A 21158-nucleotide genomic window follows, 5' to 3' on the forward strand; every position below is an offset into this window, starting at 1 on the left:
CTACAGCTGTGGACGCTGCTTGTGATGATCAGTATTTTGTTCAAAAGCGTGAGCAACACGCAGAATCGTACTCTCGTCAAATTCTTTACCGATAATTTGCAAACCTACTGGCATGCCTTCCGCAAAGCCACAAGGAACGCTAACGGCAGGAATACCTGCCAAGCTCACAGGAATCGTGAGAATATCGTTCAGATACATGGTCAGCGGATCCTCCGTCTGTGAACCTAATTTGAATGCTGTCGTAGGCGCTGTTGGCCCGATGACCACATCATATTTTTTAAAGATGTCATCAAAGTCCTGTTTAATCAAAGTACGCACTTTTTGTGCTTTTAAATAATAAGCATCGTAATACCCGGAGCTAAGCGCATAAGTCCCTAGCATAATACGACGTTTGACCTCAGGGCCAAAGCCGCGACTGCGGGAATTAAGATATAGATCAAGCAACCCTCCGCCTTCATCTACACGTGCACCATAACGCACACCGTCAAAACGCGCAAGGTTAGATGAAGCTTCCGAAGAGGACAGCAAATAATAAGCTGCTACTGCGTATTCCGTATGTGGTAACGAAACTTCCTCCCAGACAGCACCCATTCCTTCCAGCACCTTAAGTGCGGACAAGACTGTCTCACGCACAGAAGCATCGACACCTGCTCCTAAGTATTCCTTAGGTACAGCAATGCGAAGTCCGGAAACATCACCAGTCAGAGAACTCAAATAATCAGGAATTTCAACTTTAGCTGAAGTAGAGTCCTGGGCATCATAACCAGCAATCGCTTGAAGCACATATGCAGAATCCTCTACATTACGTGTTAATGGTCCAATCTGATCGAGTGAGGAAGCAAAGGCTACCAGTCCATAACGTGATACAAGACCATAAGTAGGTTTGAGACCTACAACACCACAATAGGAAGCAGGCTGGCGGATGGAACCCCCAGTATCCGAACCTAGTGAGAAGAATACTTCGCCCGCAGCTACTGCTGCAGCAGATCCGCCACTGGAACCGCCGGGCACACGCTCTAAATCCCAAGGATTGCGTACAGGACCAAAGCTTGAATTCTCATTAGATCCACCCATTGCGAATTCATCCATATTCAATTTACCGATCGTTACGGCATCTGCCTGTTGCAGTTTAGAAGCCACAGTAGCGTTATAAATCGGCTGGAAATCTTTCAAAAATTGGCTGGCACAGGTCGTGCGTAGTCCTTTAGTTACAATATTATCCTTAATTCCGGCAGGAAGACCAAACAGCAATCCACGTGCTGCTCCAGATGCCAGTTTGTCGTCCAAAGCGCGTGCGGTGCTACGAGCGCCCTCCTCGTTCAAGGTCAAAAATGCATTTACTTTCTTATCCCGCTCAGCGATAATCGCCAGTGATTCTTCAGTCAGTTCACTGACCGATACTTCTTTAGCAGTTAACATGCGATGTACTTCAGGCAATCGATTTTGAAACAGGCTCAAGATTCTTCCCCCTTTCTAATTATGTAGTTATTCCAAAACAGCTGGAACCTTGAAATGTCCGTCTTCATCGTCCGGCGCGTTAAGAAGTGCTTCCTCTTGCGTTAGGCTTTCCTTCACAACATCATCACGCATCACATTACTGACCTGCAGTACATGCGTGGTCGGCTTCACATTCTCCGTATCTAGCTCATTCAACTTCTCAGCATATTGTAAAATAGCATTCATTTGTTCTGTAAAGGTTGCCTCTTCTTCCGGGCTCAATTGCAGACGAGCCAGCTTGGCCACATGCTGCACATCTTTAACGGTAATGCTCATAAGATAAATCCCTCCTGTTTAAAGGGCTAAAGCGCCCGGATAACGTTTTTAATTATATTGTAGAAGCTTGGACAATTCAATGATGGGGTTATAACAAAAAAGCCGGCTTTCGCCGGCCTTCCTTAAATCCAAGCTCTAAGATTCACTTGTTTGATGAAATCTGCTTGGGACATGCTTTCGGTTGACGTTGTTTCCGTCTCTTCTGTATCCATATCTTCACCGTTCATCAAATGATGGAACAGCTTCTCATTGTACGTGGACAAAGCATAATCAATTAACGCTTCATGCGTTGCTCTTTCAGCCTCAGCTACTAATAAATGTTCTTCCGCCTCAATGTCTTCAGCCGGAACATAAAAGTTCCTGTTGGCTTCCGGTACACGTATAACATAGTCAAACGCATTATCGGGATTGCGGTCGTAAGCAATTAGGTAGCCGTATTCCCCGATAGGAAGACTCTGCTCAAAAGCGTCCGCAACAATGACAATCTTTTCTCCTAAACGCAGCATCGCCCTACCTCCTGACCCCAAAATCTATCATGATTTTGCTTATTTCAACAGTCTACTAAAAAAAGATAGAACTGTCTAGCGGCAGGCCGGACGATCCTGAGAATTCTACCAAGCAATAACGCCTTCGGCGTCCCCTAAGGACGATATGCGTTTATGCGAGAAATAGAAGGAAAATGTATAGTGTGAAACTTATACTTTCTTATATTTTTAAATATACTATATTCGATACAGCACAGGATAATAATCAGTCGGGAAAGTTATTCTTCCTTGTCAAAAGCGAAGCCCCAACAAGGCAAATTATGATCAATACACCGGCAGAAAGATATGGACCTGCTCTAAAGCCCTCTCCAGCTGTAAGAATTCCTGCTGACAGCCCGGAAAGTCCTGCGGGTGTCCAGTCAAACCATCTAGGCAATAAGCTTAAGCCTAATGACGAGCCAGCCATTAACGCCAGTGCTAAAAATGCGGCTACTGGAGGTTTTAAAAAGGCACTAAACAACAACGTAGCCGAGACAGCACATAATAACCATAAACTATATACTCCAGAAGCTGCGATAACATCGCCCCAAGATAGTGAACCAATCAACTGCTCCGTGTAGTAAGCCGCGCCCGCTGCACCCAATCCAAGAGCAACGATCAACAGGGTCAGCTGCGCTGCCCATTTAGCGAACACTATTGCGGCCGGAGAAACCGGCCTTACCAGAATTAATTCCATAGTTCCGCTATAGCGCTCACCAGCTAAAACATTCATCGCGCCAAGCGCCAATACTAACATTCCGATCGTTCCGTACTGTCCCAGAGATTGCGCCATCACAGCTGCGGCACTCGGTATTTCATACCCCTCTAGCAGTCCTGGGGGAACATCACCTGAAGCTTTTAATATTTCCGGCAAATAATAAGTAGTTAACGGCTGCATAATGCCTAATATGATAAAAACGACAGGTATCCAGATTAACTTATAACTGCGAGTCATTTCGAGCATTTCTTTGCGATAAAGGACCCAGGCGCTTCTCATACTCCCACCACCTTCATAAATAAATCCTCTAACGTGGAAGAACCCGCTTCAAATTGCAGCAATGGAATTTCAAGCTGCGCCGCTTCTTGCAGAATCGTCCAACGAGCCATGTCTACATCGTTCACATTAAAAATGGCCTGATCTCCGAACAACTGAGTCTCTAGTACAAACGGTTTGGCAGCAAGAGACTCCAGCCACTGAATAGCTTTTTCTTGCTTCTCCGTACGTACACGAATAACAGGAAGGCTGTATTGTGAACGAAGCTGTGATAAAGACCCCTTCTCAGCAATCAAGCCCTGATTCATTAAAATAATATCATCACAAATTTCTTCTGCATCATGCAGCACATGTGTAGAAAAAACTACAGTTGTCTCTTCACGTATTTCCCGCATCAGTCCCATTACTTCTCTGCGACCAATCGGATCAAGTGCAGATACAGGCTCATCAAGCAATAGTAGACGAGGCCGATGCACAAGCGCCTGAGCCAGACCCAGCCGCTGCTTCATCCCGCCAGAGTATCCACCAATCCGGCGACGAGCATCACCTTTAAGCCCTACACGCTCAAGCGATTCCAATGCCCTGCTGGTAGCGTCTTTAGTTCCCATTCCACTAAGCTTTGCAGCGAAAATAACATATTCATGTCCAGTCATCCACCCATAAAAAGCTGGAGACTGTGGCACATATCCTAATCCCCTGCGATATCCTGCTCCCGGACGGCTCCCCTCAAATGAAATCATTCCAGAGGTGGGTTCTAACAGCCCTGCCAGCATACGAAGTGTGGTTGTTTTCCCAGCACCGTTAGGCCCAAGTAAAGCGACGCACCGTCCTTTCTCAATTTCAAAGCTTATATCATTTACGGAAACATGCGCCCCATAGCTTTTGCGCAAATTCGTAACTTGAAGGAGTGACATCAGACATCTTTCCTTCCTATTGTGAAATAAGCTACGCTGCCTAATATATTTCCGCAAATAATGATAATAATCCACATCCATTTTGGACCACGAACGTTATCCGCTTTGGCCAGAGATATCAGTCCAATAATAGCAAGCAAAGCCTGCAGAATGATTAACGGCATGATTAATCCCCAATTTACATCTTCCATGAAGTACCACTCCTTTTGTGTAATGAAAGGAACGAGCTCATATCCTGGACCTTCACATCTTCTTTCTCCTACGTCTTTCCGGTAGAATGACAACAAGTAAATAGACCAAAGCGGGTGAAGGAACTGTAGTTATAGCCCATAGACCCCAGAACCAGGCTTTTCTTCCGCGTCGTCTTGCGTCCCTGAATAGCAATGTCCCTTGCAGCATTAATGCTATCGCTATGCAAAACCATAACCATAGAGGCACATCCTGCAGCTCATTCATTCTTGCGCACCTTCTCTGTTCCTCCTGATCCTCGCTATTCCTAGAGCAATGAGTCCCGCAATAGGAATAATCGCTTGAATAATCCAATAGATCATCGGTGCAGAACCGAGAATGGATAGAAATACGCTGATCAGGATCAACGATATGCCCCAGAATAACAGCAGCTCTTTACGTTCCATGCTCTTTCTATGCACAGAGGCATCAACCATTAACCTCTCCAGTTCCTGTAATGAAGGTGGTGTGATGTCATTATATTGTGCATCTAACCGGTCAAGCTCATCTGAAAGCTTATGCAAATACAACTCAGGCTCCTTATCTTTATCCTTCTCCATCCTCATTCAGCTCCTTTCGTAGTTGGTTAAGTCCAAGGGATACACGCGACTTGACTGTACCTGAAGGAACTCGCAGGATTTCGCCAATTTCGTCATAACTATAGCCATAGTAATGCTTCAGTAGCACAGCCACTCTTTGCGCAGAAGGTAATTTGGAGAGGGAATCCAGCACTTCACTCCACTCTTCCCCCCTGCTCTCAAATCGCCAACGAATCGAACGGATCCCCTGTTCCTGTTGCTCCCGCTGTTTCCATTCCGCTTCACGCTTCCAGCGCCGCTTGCGATCAATAAATATTCTGGTGGCAATTGTGATTAACCAAGAGGAAAAGGAAGAAGTTCCGTTATAGGTGTTGATCTTCTCCATACATCTGACCATGGTGTCCTGTACAAGATCCTCTGCCAGCAACGGGTCCATGGTCACCTTGATTAAATATTTGAATAAAAAAGTATAGTGTTCTCGCAGCAGTGAAGACAGTGCTGAAGTATCTCCCTGCTGTGCCCGTCTGATTCTCTCCAGCGACTGATCGCTCATCTGCCCCTCCATTCAAGATTTCGTTTCTATTTGTAGTACGAATATGTATTATGAATCGTTCATTCCACTCCATAATTATTTTTTGAGATCCCACAACTTACGCCGCCAGGGCTGAATTATCCCTTTCCTTGCCGGAAAATGCCAAAAAAAAGGCGTTCTTCTGAGCTCGCCTCCTGAAACCACTGGTACTCCCCCGTAAACCCCACAGGTCTCCTGAAGCAAGCCATTACGAAGTTCCTTATTTTCAAATTGTATGTCTCTACGTTCTATGGATGAACAAAAGCCACCCTTTCCTGAACACTCCGAAAAAAATCGGCAATTACTGCTGCAAAAATGGTTCCATTTCTCCTTGGAGTCATACCAACCGTAGTCCAGCGGGTAGTATATATTCTTCTCCATTCTACTTCCCTCCATGCTTTTAAGCCTATATGAAGACAAAAAAAGAACGCAAACCGGGATTAATTCCGCAGTCTGCGTGCTTCGCGAGGTTAATGTTACATTTAATTAACCTCATTCTAGTCCTTTTGTAGTCTTTTGTCTATTAAAACTTCCTCGGTTTTTGTCGGTTCTACTAGAACCAACGTCTATTGAGGAACATAAGGGTTGCGAATCTTTTCAAATCCAATGGTTGTCCGTGGACCATGTCCTGGATAAACCTTTACTTCATCATCCATTTTGTATAGCTTGCCACGAATAGAATCGAACAGATCCCGTTCCCTACCACCAGGCAAATCTGTGCGCCCAACTCCCATTTTAAAGAGTACATCTCCGGAGAATAGATCATTTCCACAAAGGAAGCTTACACTGCCTGGAGAGTGACCAGGTGTATGGTACACACGGAAGGTGTGTCCAATGAACTGCAGAACTTGCCCTTCTGCCAGATCATATTCCGCAGGATCTGTAGCTAGAGGAGGTGACACCTCCGACCACATTAGTGAACCGTTCAGCTTGGGGCTGCTTAGCCATTCACTTTCAAGTGGATGTAAATAAACAGGACATTTCTTAGCTTTACGAATTTCGTCTACACCGCCCATATGATCAAAATGTGCATGTGTTAACAAAATAGCTTCGATTTCCATTCCTTCGATACTCCGCACTAATGCAGCAGGATTCATACCAGGATCTATGATGATGCCCTTCGCAGGATCCGCACCTGTCAGTAAGTAGGCATTCGTTTGAAGCGGACCCAGATTAAATGAACGTATATTTAGCATCGGTTTAGAATCCGAAAATCAGACTACGCAGTTCTTTTGCGATAACTGCCTGATATTCCGTTCCTTCCCCATAGGCTTGCCCCATGGCCTTACGTGCTTCTGCGATTTTGCTGTCGTAATCAGCGGCCTCACGATCAGGATTCTCACGTTTGAACTCTCTCATTATACGCTGCACATGCTCTGGTCTAGGACCCCAATGTCCGAGCACATATCCTCCAGTGTCTGCAAAAATCACGACTGGGACAGATCTGCCACCCATGGTCAAGAAATCATCCATAAGCTCCGGATTCTCTTCCAAAATAAATACCTCTGTCTTCATTCCCGCCGTCTCCAGAATACGGAATACAGCAGGAACATTGCGTACTACGTCTCCACACCAATCCGCTGCTAGGATAAGTACCCGCAAATCGTCGCGATGGTTCAGACTTTCGAAATATTCCTTATCGCTCTCATCTTCCCAATTAAACTTCTCATACCAGGATTCAAAAGCCTGTTGATTCTTCGTCATACTTTCTACGAATTGGCGCGGTGTTAGGCCTTTTCCAAACTTTTGAGCTACATTCTGCTTCATTTTGTAGTCCCCTTTTTCTTGGATTTGTACCATTTAAACACAAAGTAAATGATGATCAGAGCGATCGCTACAAGTATAATTTCGTTGGTATACTTAGCTGCTACTTTGTCAATATCTTCCCATTTATTCCCCAAGGTCATACCCAGATATACAAACAGAGCACTCCATGGAATAACAGCAAGCGTAGTCAACAAAGTGAACTTACCTAAAGGCATTTTCGATATCCCAGCTGGAACGGAAATGGCATGACGAACAACCGGAATAAAACGAGCTGTAAAGATTACGCCAGTCCCGTATTTATTGAACCACTCTTCCGAATGGTCAATATGCTTCTTTTGAATGAAAATATATTTCCCGTATTTCTCCAAAACAGGTCTGCCACCATAACGGCCAATCCAATACACAAAAATCTGTGCAATGACTCCGCCGATCGTACCGAATAATACGGCGCCGAAAAAATTAATATCTCCACTCCATACTAAAAAGCCACCGAAAGCCAGTACAATTTCACTCGGAATAACTTCAATCATAAGTCCGATCATAATCCCAAAATAACCAAGACTCTGAATCCATTCAAACAATGTTGAGATCAGATCAGAAATAACATGCAACCGTACTCCTCCTCCCTTTTCCGCAGAATATGGCTATGTATCTAGCATAAACATCTTTGGCGTCTATATAAAGACGCTTAGCGTTTAAGCGAGAAATATAAGAACATAAAGTATAGATACTAAACTTTTACTTTCTTATATTTTTAAAAGCTCTGCCGCTCTGCTCTATTTTCCAGTTTCTCTTAGCCTATTCTAGCACAAGCAACCTTATCACATCTACTTACAGCGGCGAGGCCATTACCCTATATCGACCCTCTCTTAAAAAGAGTTAGAACAACCTGTATAACCAGAAAAGGTGTACACTTCCAGCAATGAAGATGGAAATGGACACCTGTTTGTCTAAAATGTAAAAGCTATTTAATAAGCGGTCCATCCGGCATCCGCCGTTATTACCGTTCCATTCACGAAGCTCGCAGCTTCTGAAGCCAGGAATAAAGCTATCGATGCGATCTCGCTGCTTTCCCCTGTTCGCGGCATTGACGCCATACCATCTCCTGCCTTTTGACTACCAAAAGCACTCGGATTAGACAAATCAATATTCGTCTATACCCCACCTGGTGCTATAGCATTACAGCGAATTCCAAGCTTCGAGTACTGATACCCTACATTTTTAGTCATACCGATGACAGCATGCTTGGAGGCAGTATAGGCCACTCCTGCACGTGATCCCTCTAAGCCGCCGATCGATGCTACATTGATGATACATCCACCTTCTTGTGCCATAAAAATCGGTAAGACCTTACGAATGGCTCTCATGGGTCCGGTGACGTTCACTGCAATTACGTTCTCCCATAAGTCGTCTGTGATTTCATGAGCCGGGGTCATTTTATCCATGATCCCCGCATTATTAACGAGAATATGAAGTCCACCAAATATCAATCATTCGCTGAGTGTCCTCTTCCTTCGAAACGTCTGCTTTTACAGGATACACCACCCCGTTGCCATGACCTTGTTCTGCCTTCTTGGCCACCGCTTCAACACCCCCCAGATGGATGTCCGCTGCAATAACCTTAGCCCCCTGCTGGGCAAAAAGAAGAGCAATTGCTTCTCCAATCCCAGAACCCGCACCTGTAACAACTGCAACCTTATTCGTCAGCATCATATATCCTCTCCTCCGCTTCTATGTTTCGAACCATTCATCGAGTACTTGCCCACAGTTAGTATTAGCAAGGGCATAGCCTCAAACGGCGGTAAATCCAAAGATTCGGTGACAATTTCTTTCTCAATTAAAATGAGGAGAATACGCATTGACAGATAAGAATATGAATGAGTCTTTCAAAGCACTAGCTGACCCTACCCGTCGCCAAATCATTCGGTTACTAAGGGAGAAGGACCGAACCGCAGGTGAAATTGCTGATTTTTTCAACATGTCAAAACCAAGCATTTCTCACCATCTGAATGCACTGAAGCATGCCGATCTCGTACAGGATGAACGAAAAGATCAATTCATTATGTATTCATTAAATACGACGGTTCTCGAAGAGGTTCTTGGCTGGTTGCTCGAGCTTACAGGTACGGGAAAGCAAACGGAGACGGAAAGCAAATCACTGGACGGAAAACAAAGCCGTGGTATGGATTCTGAGAAGGAGGCTGATTGAAGATGAAGGATTTTAAATGGAGATGGCAAGATACACTGATTGTGATATTAGGTTTAGCTTCATTAGCTTATGCTTTAATCAATTATGGCAAGCTGCCACAGGAGCTGCCCGCGCAGTGGGGAATTTCGGGTAAAGTCAACCGGTATTGGGATAAAAACATAGCTATTTTTATGTTCGGAATCCTGGGTATTGTGCTTCCGCTGATCATGCAATTCACACGTAGCATCGATCCTAAACGGGAAAATTATAAGAAGTTCGAAAATGCCTATGCTATGAGCAGACTCGCCATTGGGGTGCTTTTTAATCTCATGCTCGTGCTCACGGTTGCTTACGGTCTGGGTAAAGATATTAATGTGGGTAAAATTGCTATAGGAGCCCTAGGAGTGATGTTTATTGCGCTCGGCAACTACATGCCACAGGTAAAAGATAATTATTTGTTCGGTGTTCGCACAGCATGGACGCTCTCTAGCCCAGAGGTGTGGCGAAAAACACATCGTCTTTCCGGAAGAATGTGGATGATCGGCGGGTTGCTTATTTTTGGGGGAGCCTTTTTGAGCGGCGTCTTGTCTCAGACCCTTATTATTACAGCTCTTGTACTTGTTATTCTCGTTCCTGTTCTATACTCTTGGATCATTTCACGTCAGTTAAAATCGTGAAGCAAGTACACTAAGCCGTCGACTCAGGTCGTCGGCTTGTTCTGTTATTTGGAACTTCCGGTCATTATGCTGCTCACCTTTACTTCCCTCGTATTCTGCCAACACTCTATACTCCCGCAGAAGCTCGTTCCCTGAGGCAATACAGCTTATGGCCTCCATTCGATTCCCTTCCGCTAACTTTTTCCGGCCCATCATAAGCATGCCTTCAATCCCTTTGACCCACTTAACAGAGTTGTATTTATCAAGCTGAATACTTCGACGTATCCAATATAATGCAGCTCCCGGATCATCACTGTACATCCATCGTCTAGCCATTTCCCAGTTTAAACTTGCATTATCCGGAGAATATTGCAAACTCTGCTGGAGTATACTCACACTTTGTTCACCCGTAAGTAGCCTGGATAATGCTACAGCTGTTTTGGGAGACTGGGGATTCCACGCTAGTGATTGCTCTAGCAAATCTACCTTCACCGAGGGATCAACCGTCTGAACTGCTTGCCGGTAGTACCTCTCTCCTTGTGCGGCCTGAAGGGACAATACAGATAACATGAGACAAAGGCAGCAGGCGACAGTGATAAATAGTCGGCGGGGATATGGATGTGACAGGCTCGCGAATGCAGGGATAGTGGCGCCGAGGTTCGCGGATGCGAAATGAGTGGTGAGCAAACTTATGGACGTAAAGCGGGTATTCGCAGATTGATGTTTCTGCTCATATTCAGACAGGGCAAGTGCTGGCAGCCAAAAAAGCAGCAGCCAGATTAATCCGTAGCTCCAGTCAAAATCGACTGCGCTATGCATAACGATAACCAAAAATGGCGGCAGCAGACGCGGCGATCTCTGAGCCAGCAGCCAGCCTGCTGCTAGCAGCATAAGCAGTATGGCTGCCAGGCCGACAAATCCTAGGTTCAACAGGATGTCGAGATAACCGTTATGCACTTGGCTGCCAACATAAGGGCGAGATTGGGCGGCGAGGTATGAACTCCGCCAAGTCTCGCCCCCGCGCCCCAGCCAAGGTGCCTCTACCGCCAGCCGCCAGGCGTCGCGGTAGAACAGACCACGCGCGGATACCGTCGATGACGGTCCGGTGATCCGCTCGCGCACGTGCAGGAGGACGGCGGTGCCCGCCGCCGTCCAACCTGCTGCCGCCAATGCCAGCATGGCGGCTCGGGCACTGCCCGCCGCGTTGCGCTGGCGGCGGCACAGCCATAGGCCGGCTAGCAACGCGCCGGCCCAAAGCCCGGCCAGCAACAGCAGGCCGGGCAAAGGATCTACCGCCAACCCGGCACGGGCCAGTTGGCGGTAGAGCAGCGCCGCGGCGACCACGGGCGCGGCGCCAGCGGCAAGAAGCGGCGCGATGAGCTGCCGCTTCCAGAGCAAAACGGCAGCGCAGGCGCAAGCCGCCGTCAGCCACGCGCCGCGCGACTCGCTGAGGAGCAGCGCGGCGGCGTACGGAAACAGCGGCAGCAAGCGCAGCAGCGCGGCGGCCGTGCTTCGCGGTTCTCGCCGCTCCAATCTATCGCATCCATCCACACTCTTCTGAGGTCTTTCATAATAAGCAGCGACAGCAAACAGCCGCTCCAGTAGAAAAACAGCCATCACAGCACCCAAGGCATTAGGATATTCCATCACCCCTGCTAATCTGGCACCTGTAATGCTTACTTCCGATGAATTGCTGTAAGCTATAGCGAAAGGTAACGCTACCACCCCGCACACTGCCAGCAAAGCACTTATGCTTAAGAATATGCCCAAAATAGACCACGCAGCAATGATAAGCTGACGCCCCACCCGATTCAACGCGCAAAAACAAACCAAAAATGCAAAGCTAGCATACAAGCCCCACCGTAATATTTCATTCATTGTTCCCTGTGCCGAAAGAGGATCTCTTAGCCAATGAATCAGATAGAGTGATAGAACTATTAAAGGTGCAGTCAACATTATTTTCAAAGCTCTACGTACTCCACCTGCTCCCCCTGCGCTACTTCTCCACTTGCCTACTCCAATGTACAAATAAAGCAAAGACACAGAACACATCACAAACCATAGGGTCAGAAAGAGGTACATCTCCTCTGTAAAAAAAAATCCACGCAGCAAACAAGCTCCTACTCCGGCTGCGATGACTAAGGCTGCACTAAAATATACGATTATTGAATCCAGACTCCGCTCTCTGTTAACGCTCCCCATTTAGATACCCCTATATTCGTTAAGTTATATCTATCCTTTCCACATTTCCCCTTCGCAAAACTAGAATGCAAAAAGGACGATACCTCTCCACGAAGGAGCTGTACCGTCCCAATTCTCATCAAAAAAGCTATATAGTTGCAAAAAGTACAACTAACCTCTGATATTCGTTACTGCATCCTAGTGTAATTGCATAATGTACAACTATTTTTCGAGAATTCCGCCATATGCGGAGAATTGTTCATTTTTAAGTGTACAGAGTACAATTAAGTCCGAAAAAAGCATCTTCAAAGCATATATAGCTGCACAAAATACAACTAAAGCAACTTACCGCTCCTAAAATGCCGTGCTATTATCCCTCCACCAAACTTTCACTCGGAAGCAGGTCAGCACATACGCGCTCAAGGTAAGGTTTCGCCCCTATAAAATCACGGAATGCGGTGTATTCACGCCATTTGACGGAGTTATCACCACCCGAGCTTTTAACGGCGCGGATTAAAATATTCTTCGGTGTATTCTCCAGGTCGATAAATTCCAGCAGCTGGCTGCTATAACCCATCATATCGAGCAATTTGGCACGGATAGCATCCGTAGCCAAGGCAGAGAAACGCTCCTTAAGTATCCCATGCGACAGCATCGGACTCATTACTTCATTCTCAATCTGCGCGAACAATTCATGCTGACAGCAAGGCACAGACAAAATGACGGAGGCGCCCCAACGTACTGCTTTTTCGAGTGCAGCATCTGTAGCTGTGTCACAAGCATGAAGCGTTATAACCATATCTACCTGATCCAGCTCATCGTACTCGGCAATGTCACCCACAAGGAACTTCAGGTGATCATAACCGATTTTCGCAGCAAGCTCATTACAATGCTCAATTACATCCGCTTTCAAATCAAGTCCAATAATATTAAGCTCCCGCTTCTTGCGGACGGTCAGATAGTGATAAAGAGCAAAGGTCAAATACGATTTACCACATCCAAAATCAACAATCGTTAATGGCCGTCCCGTTGGCAGATCGGCAAGCACATCCTCAACCATCTCCAAAAAACGGTTGATCTGCCGGAACTTATCGTATCGCTTGGCCAGCACTTTTCCTTCTCTGTTCATTATGCCAAGCTCCACAAGAAATGGCACAGGTTCTCCATCCTCCAGCACATAACGCTTGCGGCGATTGTGTGCCAGATCCGGCTCTTCTTTTTTACTTGGAGACTTGGTAAGGATGGATACTTTGAATTTTTTACTAATCAGCACCTGATAATCCGCTTCCACCGTGCATAACAAGCCTTGGCGATATGATTCTCTAAATAAAAGAGTCATGTCCTCCGCTGCTAATTCTGCCGGTACGTTGCGATGTTCAACCTTTGTACCAATATAGGACGCAAACTGATAATGCAACTTACCTTTTAGTTCGACAGGTTTAATCTGTACCTTCGTACAGGTCTCCCCTTTGTTACGTACTTGGCTTAAGGTAGCCATAATCAAGGTACGGTCATTAATCAGTTGTTCAATAAGAGCTTTTAAAGATTCCACAACGCACATCTCACTTTCGGGATTAAAAATGGAGAATCTATGTCTCCTAACCATCATCGTTCCATTATATCACGGCTCTACAAGAGGTAGCCTATCAGGGCTTCACATGCAGCTCTCCACTAACAATAGTTATTGCCCGGCCAGACATCTTAATCTGATCTTTGCTTACCTCAAGTTGAAGTAAGCCTCCTCGTTCGGAAGCTTGATAAGCGGTCAACTGCGTACGGTTAAGTCGACTAGCCCAGAAAGGTGCTAGCGCAGTATGCGCTGAGCCTGTGACCGGATCCTCATTTACCCCCATCTTCGGTGCAAAGAACCGTGACACACAATCAATGCCTTCGATGGAGCTTTCTGCAGTAACCGCAAAGGCTCGCTCTTCAAGCCGGGATAAAGCCCCGAAGTCTGGGCTAAGTTCGCGAACTAGGGATTCCTGATCGAGCCGTACAAGTACATTGTCAGCATAGAGCATAGTTTCTACCACATTTTCTTCTGTAATACCAAGCGCTTCTATAAGAGCCGGAATTGTAGGTGAAGACTTAAGCTCATAAGGCGGGAAGTACAGTGAGATGAGGTCATCCGCACGAGAAGCTCTAAGCAACCCACTGCGTGTATAAAATCTAGCTTCCACCTCTGGATCCAGCAATCCCACCTCCCATAATATATGTGCACTCGCTAGAGTAGCATGGCCACATAAATTAACCTCAACCTTGGGCGTGAACCAGCGCAGGCGATATCCATCATTCTCCGGCCAGAGAAATGCCGTCTCTGACAAGTTCATTTCTGCTGCTGTCTTAAGCATAAATGCCTCGTCGACTGGATGCTTCAGCAAGCATACTGCTGCCGGATTTCCTGAATATGCTTTTCCTGCAAAGGCATCGATAATAAATAAAGGGGTATTCATTAGGCTTCCGACTCCCTTCGAACTTCTGTGATCCGGCGCCACTCTTTCCATCCTTGTTCCACTTCATGGATAGGAAGCGAGCCTTGTTCCAATTCTTCCGGTGATTTAAGCAGCAGCCCTCTGTACAATTCATCACCTTCCAGTGAGACATCTTCTCCCTGCTCCCATAGTCGATACAGACTGTCCTCCGCTTTACTATAATGTCCTATTGACTCCATATAATCTAGAAGCAGCCGTTCCGTCTTGGCTGGAAGCCGATACGCTTTGACTTCCTCCAGGAGTTCATTAATATCCTCCGTCATTTGCAGCATTTCTCGATCAGCGCCGTGCAAATCTGCGTACAAATATAAATGCAGTGCTCTCATATTTCTGAATAGTGCCGCGTCATGATCGCCATTTGCAGCATAAATGCTGCCCTCTTCCTTAAGCAGCTTAGCTAAACCTTGAAGCTTATCTGACTCCAATACACCGTTAAACCGGAACATATCTATAATATCTTCTACAGATAGTGAATTTAAAAGACGTGAGTTCAGCGGAAAATGTCGGTTCAATAGCTCATCAATTTCCCATAAGGCTTCCGTTGTCTTTCGCTCTTGCTTCAGCGTTAGAACCTTGGCAACCATCGCCGTCATATCTTCGATCATTCGGACAATATAGTCTCTTCGGAACATGAACTTCCCCCTTTTCCATACTGTAACTGCGAAGCTTTTGTATCTAGGTATTATATGTGTTTTATTCATTTATCTTAAACCATTGCACTACGCTATGCCACTAAAGCAATTACGGGAAAAATAATGACTAGAATCCTTCTACTTATTGACATGAAATGCCGTTCCTCATTGGCGGCGTAACAACCATAGCTATCTTTGCCGGATTGGGAATCCGTAAGTTTCAATAGTCTCCTAAAAAAGAGGCAGCCCACGCGTTACTTTGACGCGGAGCTGCCTCTTTTTGAATTATTATTTCAGCGATCACGAATGGCTGTTAATACTAACCGTAGCTTGGGTGAATTCCTTGATAACCTCAGCTAACCGTTCAGGAGCTTCAAAGAGGCTCATGTGGCCCGCTCCAGAAATCGTAGCTTGCGTTATATTTGGTTTATCCGAAGTAAAGGTGCGCTCCGCAGGAATCAGTTCATCCTGCTCGCCAGCAACAAGTAGTACCGGCAACGTGGTAGCTGTGATCACATCACGCCGATCCGGACGCTCACGCATCGCCAGCGTAGCTCCCGCTGCTCCTTGTGGAGGCGTTTTGTAACCAATTTCTTTAGCTCGCTCCAGCAGCTGCGGTGATGCAGAAGCGGTTGCTTTAGCAAAAATTCCTGGGACGAAGCTGTCCACAAAAGGAGTAATGCCTTCATTTTGAATCCTGCTGACACTTTTCAATCGATTCTCCCGAGCTTCTTCACTATCCGGATATGCAGTAGAATGGATTAATCCGAAGCCCTTCAATCGAGAGGCATACCGCTGCGCGAACGAAAGTGTAATATACCCACCAAGAGAATGTCCCAGCATGGTGCATTCAGAAATTTCTAGTGTATCTAACAAGCCCAGAACATCGTCTGCCATTTGTTCAATAGTATAGGGGCCTAGTGGAGCCTCTGAAGCTCCATGACCACGTAAATCGGGAGCAATCACTCGGTAGTCGCTGCTTAAGATGGGAATGATTTGTTCCCAGTATTCAGCACTTCCGCAAAAGCCATGCAGTAATACAATAACCTCGCCTTTCCCCTGATCACTGTAGCAAATATTGCTTCCGTCACAACGTACTCTTTCCATGGCTGCTTCCCTCTTTCCAAAATACTAAGATATATTAACTAATATCTATTATTAAGCAAAACAGCTCTCCTTGAAACCGGCATCCTATTCTTAACGCCCAATTCCAAACCCTTTTGCTGCTGCGGCGGCAATTTGTTCAGCCATAACCATAATTCTATGTAGTGGAGTCGTCTGCAGCGTCCGATAGGGCTTGGGACCGTTGATATCTACAATCGCCGCCAAGCTATAATGCCCCACTGCGGGAAGGCATACCCCCACCGATTGTGCTGGCTGAAGCGGCCCATTCGAAACGAAGTAATATCCAAGAGCTATTGGAGGTCCTAGGCAAGCATCCACAGCAATAATGATATGCTCAGATGGAATCTCAGCGACTCTGGTCACCAAATTATCTGCATCGCAAGGAGATGGCAACGTACCGATTACGTGCGGAAAGCCATATTCCAGAAGTTTGCTGCCTGTTAGTGGACCGAGAGCATCACCTGTAGATCGATCCGTTCCGATACACAGAAAGGTAACTTTCTTAGCTGAATGCAGCGCTGCAATTTCCATAAAAAAGGACACCAATCCTACATCGTCCATTTTGCTTCGTTTTCCGCTTCCCTGTTCTCTAATTGCCAATACCTTTCCTCCCTTCGATGATATTTTTTGATTTCATGCTTTTAATTTAACATGATTTCTGTGAGCTCGACAAAAAAATGGTGATCAAGCTCACAATCATGGTAAAATACATGAATCAGTGTACAGAAAGGATGTTAATAACCCTATGGATTTAACACAACCTAGTCAGGAAAATGTTGAATATATGATCGAGGCCATCAAGAACAAACTGAAGATGGCAAGTGCTGCTGCAATGCAAGCCTCCGCTTTTTCAGTAGATAAATATGAAGATATCTTCGATGTCTATGAGGTAGCCATGGGCAGCGATAGACTCAGTATTTCTCAGGTAGAAGCGCTCGTCTCCGAACTCGGCCGTCTACGTCAGAAATAATTGTTCTTCGTTTACAAAAGGAGCCCCTCGCTGCGAATCCGAGATGGATGCGCAGCGAGGGGCTCCTTTTTAAGTTCCTATTTCATGAAATGAAGCTGAAATTCTGTATCTGCATGACCTACCCGTGTACCACCATCATTGTAGATCACACCTGAAAATGCATTACGCAGCTTTTCCAAAGTATTTTTCTGACTGTATCCAATCTGATTTAAAATCCCCTGTACAATAAGTCCCCACTCTTCTTCTGATCCATCCAAAATCTTGAAGGCAATGCCCAGTCGCTCGCGGCGCAACCCAAAGCAATATACGCCCTTAAATCCACCCTTAGCAATAATATTTTCATCTTCCAAAAGGATTGAATCAAGGCGTCCAGACCCAGAAACCATCTCCGGATGAGCATTCATGGCCGCAGTGATTGTGGTGACCGCTCTGCGAGTTGCCTCGTCAGCAATTAAATCAGGATTGGCTAATTTCAAATACGCAGTCGCCAAGGCTGTCAAAGGCATGGCAAATACCGGCAGACCGCATCCATCCGTACCTAGACCAATACTGTCTGGTGCTACACCAGCCATATAAGCAATCGTATCTATAATTTCACGCTGAACCGTTTGCTCCGGCTGAGAGTATTCTTCAAGTGGTAGTCCTTTGAGCTTACTATATGATAAAATCCCCATGTGCTTGCCCGCACAGTTATGATAGAACTTTCTTTTGCCCGTGCCGCGAATGGCATTCTCTCTACTCGTATAATCCAGTGGATAGCTAGTGGCACATATCATTTGTTGCTCATCGATCCCAATCTTGGAGGAAATACTCTCTAGCGCGGCAACATGGTAGCTCTCTCCTCGGTGAGAAGCAGTCATTAGGGCAACCTCTGCGGGTGTAAAACCATAATGCTCCACGATTCCTCCACGAATGCCTGGGATAGCCTGAAGTGGCTTGGCCGCAGAACGGGTAAAGGATACAAACTCAGGATCACCTGCATAGCCCTTTACGTTCCCGTGTTCTCCTACGATTGCAATATGTCCGCTATGGACACATTCCAGCAAATCTGACCGATATTCTCTTACTAATACTGTTTCCATGGTAACTCTCCTCTTTTCTCTTTGCTGCTCTATAACTCACAAGGATTTATTAGGATTCTACATTTAATAAATGCTAGAAAATAACCCCGTGCTCCGGGGATTTTTTGTACATCACAAACTCCCTTAAGTGTTAGTTCCATGAGGAATTCTACTCCTATTTTCATCATTCTTCAATCCTCTCAACACCAAGAAGATTTTAGAAACCACACAAAAACAATTCCATCAGCAATAAATCCTGAATGACAGGAACATAAATGAAGCTTTTAAATTAAAAAACCACTCCCGCATCAGATTCTTGCTCTTCTGAAAAGGAAGTGGTTTTTATAGAATTCAGTACTGCTGTAGAGTGGGAGCGCAAATCGAATTAACCCTTACTTGCACCCGCGGTCAGACCGTCCACCAGGAAACGCTGAAGGAAAATGAACAGTAGCGTGACCGGGAGAGCAACCAGCACCGCTCCGGCGGCGAACAATGTGAATTCGGTCGAATTGCTTTGATTCACCATCCGGAAAAGCCCGACAGCGAGCGTTCTCGTCTCTTCCGTACGCAATACAAGGTCCGCGAATATGAAATCCACAAAGCAGCCATTAAATATCATAAGACTGGCATAGGTAAGCATCGGTTTGGACAGCGGGATCATTATAGATAGAAAAACCTTCATATGACTCGCCCCATCCATCCGCGCAGCATCTTCCAGACTTTTAGGAATAGTATCAAAAAAACCTTTAGCCACAAACACATTGGTGATAATGGCGCCACTGCTGTATACAAGCACAAGTGCCCAATGGGAATTCAGTAGCCCAAGCGTGTTCAGCAGCACGTAAACTGCAATCATAGCCATGAATCCCGGAAACATTTGCAGAACTAGAAGCGCAGTCAGTGTCGTTTTTCTGCCCGTGAACCGATAGCGAGAGATGGCATACGAAGTCAACAGCAGCAGAAAAGTGCCAAGTAGCGTAGACAGCGCTGCAACCTTTAGTGTATTCATGAACCAAATCAAATATTTAGTTTGCTCAAACAGTTCCTTGTAATGAATGAACGTGAAATTTTTAGGAATCAACGAGTCGCTGAACAAACTGTTTCCCGTCTTGAATGAAGACATAATAATCCAAAACGCTGGAAAAAGACTAATAAAACTGAGCACAATCAGTAGCAAGTGGCTTCCAATCGTTTTAAACGCTTCTGTCAGTTTTGGCTTCATGCAATCATATCCTCCTCTTTGTAGGATCGCGTTCGGCGGTAGCTCCAGATGGAGAAGGTCGCGACCAGCAGGAAGATGACAATCCCGATTACGGAAGCAAAGCTGTATTGCGATTGGTTAAGCGCCAGTTTGTAGAGCCAAGTCACCAGCAGATCGGTATGGCCCGCATACTGGTAATCCGGATTAACCGGTTCTCCGTTGGTCATCAGGTAAATGACGTTAAAGCTATTAATGTTACCGGCGAACTGCATGATCAGGATTGGAGCGGTAGCGAACAGCACCATAGGCAGTGTAACCATGCGGAATTTGTAGAATGCCCCAGCTCCGTCCACTTCAGCAGCTTCGTACATATCCCTTGGAATCGTTGTCAGTACCCCAAAGGCCAGAATCATGGTAACCGGAATTCCGATCCACATATTAGCCAGAATTACGGTGACCTTTGCCCAGAAAGGATTAGTCAGCCAGGCCACCCCCTCCAATCCCAAAGCTCTTACATAACTATTGATCGGTCCGAACTGATTATTGAACATATTACGCATGACGAGCAGAGAAATCATATTAGGAATAGCAAAGGGAACGATCAGCAGTGTACGCCAAAGCTTTTTCCACCGAACACGGGGCTGGTGAATAAGTACGGCGATGAGCACACCTCCAATGTAAGTCGTCGCAGTAGCAATAATCGCCCAGATCAGTGTCCAAGTCAGCACTCCGCCGAAGGTTGAACTCCATACATCCAAACTTAGCATTTTATTAAAATTACCGAAACCCACCCATTCTACTAGATGCGCAGGCGGTAAAATCGGGTCGGCATAGTTCGTAAACGCCAGTAGCACCGAAAAAACAAGCGGCAATATCGTCAGAAAAACCACTGCCACAAAAGGAATCGCTAGTACAAGATAAGCGAAATTTCTACGCCCCATATGTCTGAGCGATTCACCGAATGAATGAATGGGCTCATTCCGGTCGCGCGCAGCTCCAACTAAGAAGGCATCCCTGATATTCAGTAAATGAAAAGCTGTATAAAACAGCAGCGCCAGCAATGACATCAGACCATTGATCATCATAAAAATGGAGTGATCGCCCTCCACCATCCGGGTTAATTTACCTACTTTGACCATACGGCTTGGAAATTCACCAAGTGTGATCAACCCCCGCAAATAACCCATTAGATCATGAGCAATAAAATAGATTCCAGCAGACCCCACCAGCAGGAATACTAATCCTTTCAGCCACTGTCGATTGAAGAACTGGCCCAGTCCCGGAATAATAGCCGAGAGTAGCGCTGCACCTGTTTTTTTGTGCATAGCTCAAATCACCTGTC

Annotated in this window: 25 protein-coding genes and 1 pseudogene; 3 read left to right on the forward strand and 23 right to left on the reverse strand. The window is 45.9% G+C overall.

What is annotated here, in order from left to right; genetic code table 11:
* The 14 genes and pseudogenes from gatA to NST34_RS27890 all read right to left on the reverse strand — a co-directional run bounded on the left by gatA (window position 1) and on the right by NST34_RS27890 (window position 9023).
* Window positions 1–1458 carry an Asp-tRNA(Asn)/Glu-tRNA(Gln) amidotransferase subunit GatA gene (gene gatA / locus NST34_RS27825; protein ID WP_042191806.1) on the reverse strand — a complete coding sequence of 486 codons (1458 nt, stop codon included), beginning with the start codon at window positions 1456–1458 and terminating at the stop codon, window positions 1–3.
* 27 nt (window positions 1459–1485) lie between these two features.
* On the reverse strand, window positions 1486–1773 hold the full coding sequence (gene gatC / locus NST34_RS27830) for an Asp-tRNA(Asn)/Glu-tRNA(Gln) amidotransferase subunit GatC (protein WP_042131015.1): 288 nt from the start codon (window positions 1771–1773) through the stop codon (window positions 1486–1488).
* 122 nt (window positions 1774–1895) lie between these two features.
* Complete coding sequence (locus tag NST34_RS27835) at window positions 1896–2279, reverse strand: hypothetical protein (RefSeq protein WP_042131017.1); 384 nt, start codon at window positions 2277–2279, stop codon at window positions 1896–1898.
* Window positions 2280–2523: 244 nt separating this feature from the next.
* The gene (locus NST34_RS27840; RefSeq protein WP_339267196.1) at window positions 2524–3294 is read right to left on the reverse strand and encodes an ABC transporter permease subunit; all 771 of its coding nucleotides are present in this window, start codon (window positions 3292–3294) and stop codon (window positions 2524–2526) included.
* A complete protein-coding gene (locus NST34_RS27845; protein WP_339798604.1) occupies window positions 3291–4205 on the reverse strand; it encodes an ABC transporter ATP-binding protein in 915 nt (304 codons plus the stop codon). Before NST34_RS27845 ends, NST34_RS27840 begins: the two co-directional genes overlap by 4 nt.
* The gene (locus tag NST34_RS27850) at window positions 4205–4396 is read right to left on the reverse strand and encodes a PLDc N-terminal domain-containing protein (protein ID WP_149644902.1); all 192 of its coding nucleotides are present in this window, start codon (window positions 4394–4396) and stop codon (window positions 4205–4207) included. Before NST34_RS27850 ends, NST34_RS27845 begins: the two co-directional genes overlap by 1 nt.
* Before the next feature lie 52 nt (window positions 4397–4448).
* A complete protein-coding gene (locus tag NST34_RS27855; RefSeq protein ID WP_042191816.1) occupies window positions 4449–4661 on the reverse strand; it encodes a hypothetical protein in 213 nt (70 codons plus the stop codon).
* The gene (locus NST34_RS27860) at window positions 4658–4993 is read right to left on the reverse strand and encodes a YxlC family protein (protein ID WP_076285467.1); all 336 of its coding nucleotides are present in this window, start codon (window positions 4991–4993) and stop codon (window positions 4658–4660) included. The genes NST34_RS27855 and NST34_RS27860 overlap by 4 nt, the downstream gene beginning before the upstream one ends.
* A complete protein-coding gene (gene sigY, locus NST34_RS27865) occupies window positions 4980–5525 on the reverse strand; it encodes an RNA polymerase sigma factor SigY (protein WP_042191818.1) in 546 nt (181 codons plus the stop codon). Before sigY ends, NST34_RS27860 begins: the two co-directional genes overlap by 14 nt.
* 75 nt (window positions 5526–5600) lie before the next feature.
* A complete protein-coding gene (locus NST34_RS27870; RefSeq protein WP_341129179.1) occupies window positions 5601–5924 on the reverse strand; it encodes a hypothetical protein in 324 nt (107 codons plus the stop codon).
* Between the two features lie 185 nt (window positions 5925–6109).
* A complete protein-coding gene (locus tag NST34_RS27875) occupies window positions 6110–6739 on the reverse strand; it encodes an MBL fold metallo-hydrolase (protein WP_094872421.1) in 630 nt (209 codons plus the stop codon).
* A gap of 4 nt (window positions 6740–6743) precedes the next feature.
* Complete coding sequence (locus NST34_RS27880; protein WP_341129180.1) at window positions 6744–7310, reverse strand: thioredoxin family protein; 567 nt, start codon at window positions 7308–7310, stop codon at window positions 6744–6746.
* Complete coding sequence (locus NST34_RS27885) at window positions 7307–7921, reverse strand: DedA family protein (protein WP_042191826.1); 615 nt, start codon at window positions 7919–7921, stop codon at window positions 7307–7309. Before NST34_RS27885 ends, NST34_RS27880 begins: the two co-directional genes overlap by 4 nt.
* 357 nt (window positions 7922–8278) lie before the next feature.
* Window positions 8279–9023: pseudogene (locus NST34_RS27890) on the reverse strand (SDR family oxidoreductase).
* A gap of 160 nt (window positions 9024–9183) precedes the next feature.
* On the opposite strand from NST34_RS27890, the gene NST34_RS27895 reads away from it, so the two are divergent.
* Both NST34_RS27895 and NST34_RS27900 read left to right on the forward strand, forming a co-directional pair.
* Window positions 9184–9519 (forward strand): autorepressor SdpR family transcription factor, encoded by a 336-nt coding sequence (locus NST34_RS27895; protein ID WP_341129605.1) that lies wholly within the window; start codon window positions 9184–9186, stop codon window positions 9517–9519.
* Window positions 9520–9521: 2 nt separating this feature from the next.
* Entirely contained in the window at window positions 9522–10175 is a 654-nt protein-coding gene (locus tag NST34_RS27900) for an SdpI family protein (RefSeq protein WP_076285470.1), read from the forward strand.
* Here NST34_RS27900 and NST34_RS27905 read toward each other — a convergent pair.
* The 6 genes from NST34_RS27905 to yyaC form a co-directional block, all read right to left on the reverse strand.
* The gene (locus NST34_RS27905; protein ID WP_341129181.1) at window positions 10164–12356 is read right to left on the reverse strand and encodes an O-antigen ligase family protein; all 2193 of its coding nucleotides are present in this window, start codon (window positions 12354–12356) and stop codon (window positions 10164–10166) included. The two genes, NST34_RS27900 and NST34_RS27905, sit on opposite strands and share 12 nt — an antisense overlap.
* Window positions 12357–12705: 349 nt before the next feature.
* The gene (locus NST34_RS27910) at window positions 12706–13896 is read right to left on the reverse strand and encodes a class I SAM-dependent methyltransferase (protein WP_341129182.1); all 1191 of its coding nucleotides are present in this window, start codon (window positions 13894–13896) and stop codon (window positions 12706–12708) included.
* Between the two features lie 85 nt (window positions 13897–13981).
* The gene (locus tag NST34_RS27915) at window positions 13982–14788 is read right to left on the reverse strand and encodes a PhzF family phenazine biosynthesis protein (protein ID WP_042191832.1); all 807 of its coding nucleotides are present in this window, start codon (window positions 14786–14788) and stop codon (window positions 13982–13984) included.
* Window positions 14788–15459, reverse strand: coding sequence for a DUF6483 family protein (locus NST34_RS27920; RefSeq protein ID WP_341129183.1), 672 nt, complete (start codon window positions 15457–15459; stop codon window positions 14788–14790). The genes NST34_RS27915 and NST34_RS27920 overlap by 1 nt, the downstream gene beginning before the upstream one ends.
* A gap of 300 nt (window positions 15460–15759) precedes the next feature.
* A complete protein-coding gene (locus tag NST34_RS27925; RefSeq protein ID WP_341129184.1) occupies window positions 15760–16566 on the reverse strand; it encodes an alpha/beta fold hydrolase in 807 nt (268 codons plus the stop codon).
* Window positions 16567–16656: 90 nt separating this feature from the next.
* Window positions 16657–17184 carry a spore protease YyaC gene (yyaC, locus tag NST34_RS27930; RefSeq protein ID WP_341129185.1) on the reverse strand — a complete coding sequence of 176 codons (528 nt, stop codon included), beginning with the start codon at window positions 17182–17184 and terminating at the stop codon, window positions 16657–16659.
* A gap of 145 nt (window positions 17185–17329) precedes the next feature.
* Between yyaC and NST34_RS27935 the strand changes: the two genes are divergently transcribed.
* A complete protein-coding gene (locus NST34_RS27935) occupies window positions 17330–17554 on the forward strand; it encodes a DUF1128 domain-containing protein (RefSeq protein WP_042191840.1) in 225 nt (74 codons plus the stop codon).
* A 77-nt stretch (window positions 17555–17631) separates the two neighbouring features.
* On the opposite strand, the gene NST34_RS27940 is transcribed toward NST34_RS27935, so the two are convergent.
* From NST34_RS27940 to NST34_RS27950, 3 genes are all read right to left on the reverse strand, one after another.
* Complete coding sequence (locus NST34_RS27940) at window positions 17632–18636, reverse strand: asparaginase (protein WP_042191842.1); 1005 nt, start codon at window positions 18634–18636, stop codon at window positions 17632–17634.
* Window positions 18637–19000: 364 nt separating this feature from the next.
* Window positions 19001–19837 carry a sugar ABC transporter permease gene (locus tag NST34_RS27945; RefSeq protein WP_042131038.1) on the reverse strand — a complete coding sequence of 279 codons (837 nt, stop codon included), beginning with the start codon at window positions 19835–19837 and terminating at the stop codon, window positions 19001–19003.
* The gene (locus tag NST34_RS27950; RefSeq protein WP_042191843.1) at window positions 19834–21141 is read right to left on the reverse strand and encodes a sugar ABC transporter permease; all 1308 of its coding nucleotides are present in this window, start codon (window positions 21139–21141) and stop codon (window positions 19834–19836) included. The genes NST34_RS27945 and NST34_RS27950 overlap by 4 nt, the downstream gene beginning before the upstream one ends.
* Window positions 21142–21158 lie beyond the last annotated feature (17 nt).

It is taken from the genome of Paenibacillus sp. FSL H7-0714, from assembly GCF_038003765.1.
Taxonomy (GTDB): domain Bacteria; phylum Bacillota; class Bacilli; order Paenibacillales; family Paenibacillaceae; genus Paenibacillus_AQ.

Bases quoted from the DNA above. Each gene is read 5' to 3' on its own strand.
- NST34_RS27855 (WP_042191816.1), bottom strand. From the start codon at position 4,661: ATGAATGAGCTGCAGGATGTGCCTCTATGGTTATGGTTTTGCATAGCG.
- gatC (WP_042131015.1), bottom strand. From the start codon at position 1,773: ATGAGCATTACCGTTAAAGATGTGCAGCATGTGGCCAAGCTGGCTCGT.
- NST34_RS27895 (WP_341129605.1), top strand. From the start codon at position 9,184: ATGAATGAGTCTTTCAAAGCACTAGCTGACCCTACCCGTCGCCAAATC.
- NST34_RS27920 (WP_341129183.1), bottom strand. From the start codon at position 15,459: ATGTTCCGAAGAGACTATATTGTCCGAATGATCGAAGATATGACGGCG.
- NST34_RS27835 (WP_042131017.1), bottom strand. From the start codon at position 2,279: ATGCTGCGTTTAGGAGAAAAGATTGTCATTGTTGCGGACGCTTTTGAG.
- NST34_RS27880 (WP_341129180.1), bottom strand. From the start codon at position 7,310: ATGAAGCAGAATGTAGCTCAAAAGTTTGGAAAAGGCCTAACACCGCGC.
- NST34_RS27905 (WP_341129181.1), bottom strand. From the start codon at position 12,356: ATGGGGAGCGTTAACAGAGAGCGGAGTCTGGATTCAATAATCGTATAT.
- NST34_RS27910 (WP_341129182.1), bottom strand. From the start codon at position 13,896: ATGTGCGTTGTGGAATCTTTAAAAGCTCTTATTGAACAACTGATTAAT.
- NST34_RS27850 (WP_149644902.1), bottom strand. From the start codon at position 4,396: ATGGAAGATGTAAATTGGGGATTAATCATGCCGTTAATCATTCTGCAG.
- NST34_RS27940 (WP_042191842.1), bottom strand. From the start codon at position 18,636: ATGGAAACAGTATTAGTAAGAGAATATCGGTCAGATTTGCTGGAATGT.
- NST34_RS27875 (WP_094872421.1), bottom strand. From the start codon at position 6,739: ATGCTAAATATACGTTCATTTAATCTGGGTCCGCTTCAAACGAATGCC.
- NST34_RS27935 (WP_042191840.1), top strand. From the start codon at position 17,330: ATGGATTTAACACAACCTAGTCAGGAAAATGTTGAATATATGATCGAG.
- NST34_RS27945 (WP_042131038.1), bottom strand. From the start codon at position 19,837: ATGAAGCCAAAACTGACAGAAGCGTTTAAAACGATTGGAAGCCACTTG.
- NST34_RS27860 (WP_076285467.1), bottom strand. From the start codon at position 4,993: ATGGAGAAGGATAAAGATAAGGAGCCTGAGTTGTATTTGCATAAGCTT.
- NST34_RS27845 (WP_339798604.1), bottom strand. From the start codon at position 4,205: ATGTCACTCCTTCAAGTTACGAATTTGCGCAAAAGCTATGGGGCGCAT.
- NST34_RS27950 (WP_042191843.1), bottom strand. From the start codon at position 21,141: ATGCACAAAAAAACAGGTGCAGCGCTACTCTCGGCTATTATTCCGGGA.
- NST34_RS27900 (WP_076285470.1), top strand. From the start codon at position 9,522: ATGAAGGATTTTAAATGGAGATGGCAAGATACACTGATTGTGATATTA.
- NST34_RS27915 (WP_042191832.1), bottom strand. From the start codon at position 14,788: ATGAATACCCCTTTATTTATTATCGATGCCTTTGCAGGAAAAGCATAT.
- sigY (WP_042191818.1), bottom strand. From the start codon at position 5,525: ATGAGCGATCAGTCGCTGGAGAGAATCAGACGGGCACAGCAGGGAGAT.
- NST34_RS27840 (WP_339267196.1), bottom strand. From the start codon at position 3,294: ATGAGAAGCGCCTGGGTCCTTTATCGCAAAGAAATGCTCGAAATGACT.
- NST34_RS27870 (WP_341129179.1), bottom strand. From the start codon at position 5,924: ATGGAGAAGAATATATACTACCCGCTGGACTACGGTTGGTATGACTCC.
- NST34_RS27925 (WP_341129184.1), bottom strand. From the start codon at position 16,566: ATGGAAAGAGTACGTTGTGACGGAAGCAATATTTGCTACAGTGATCAG.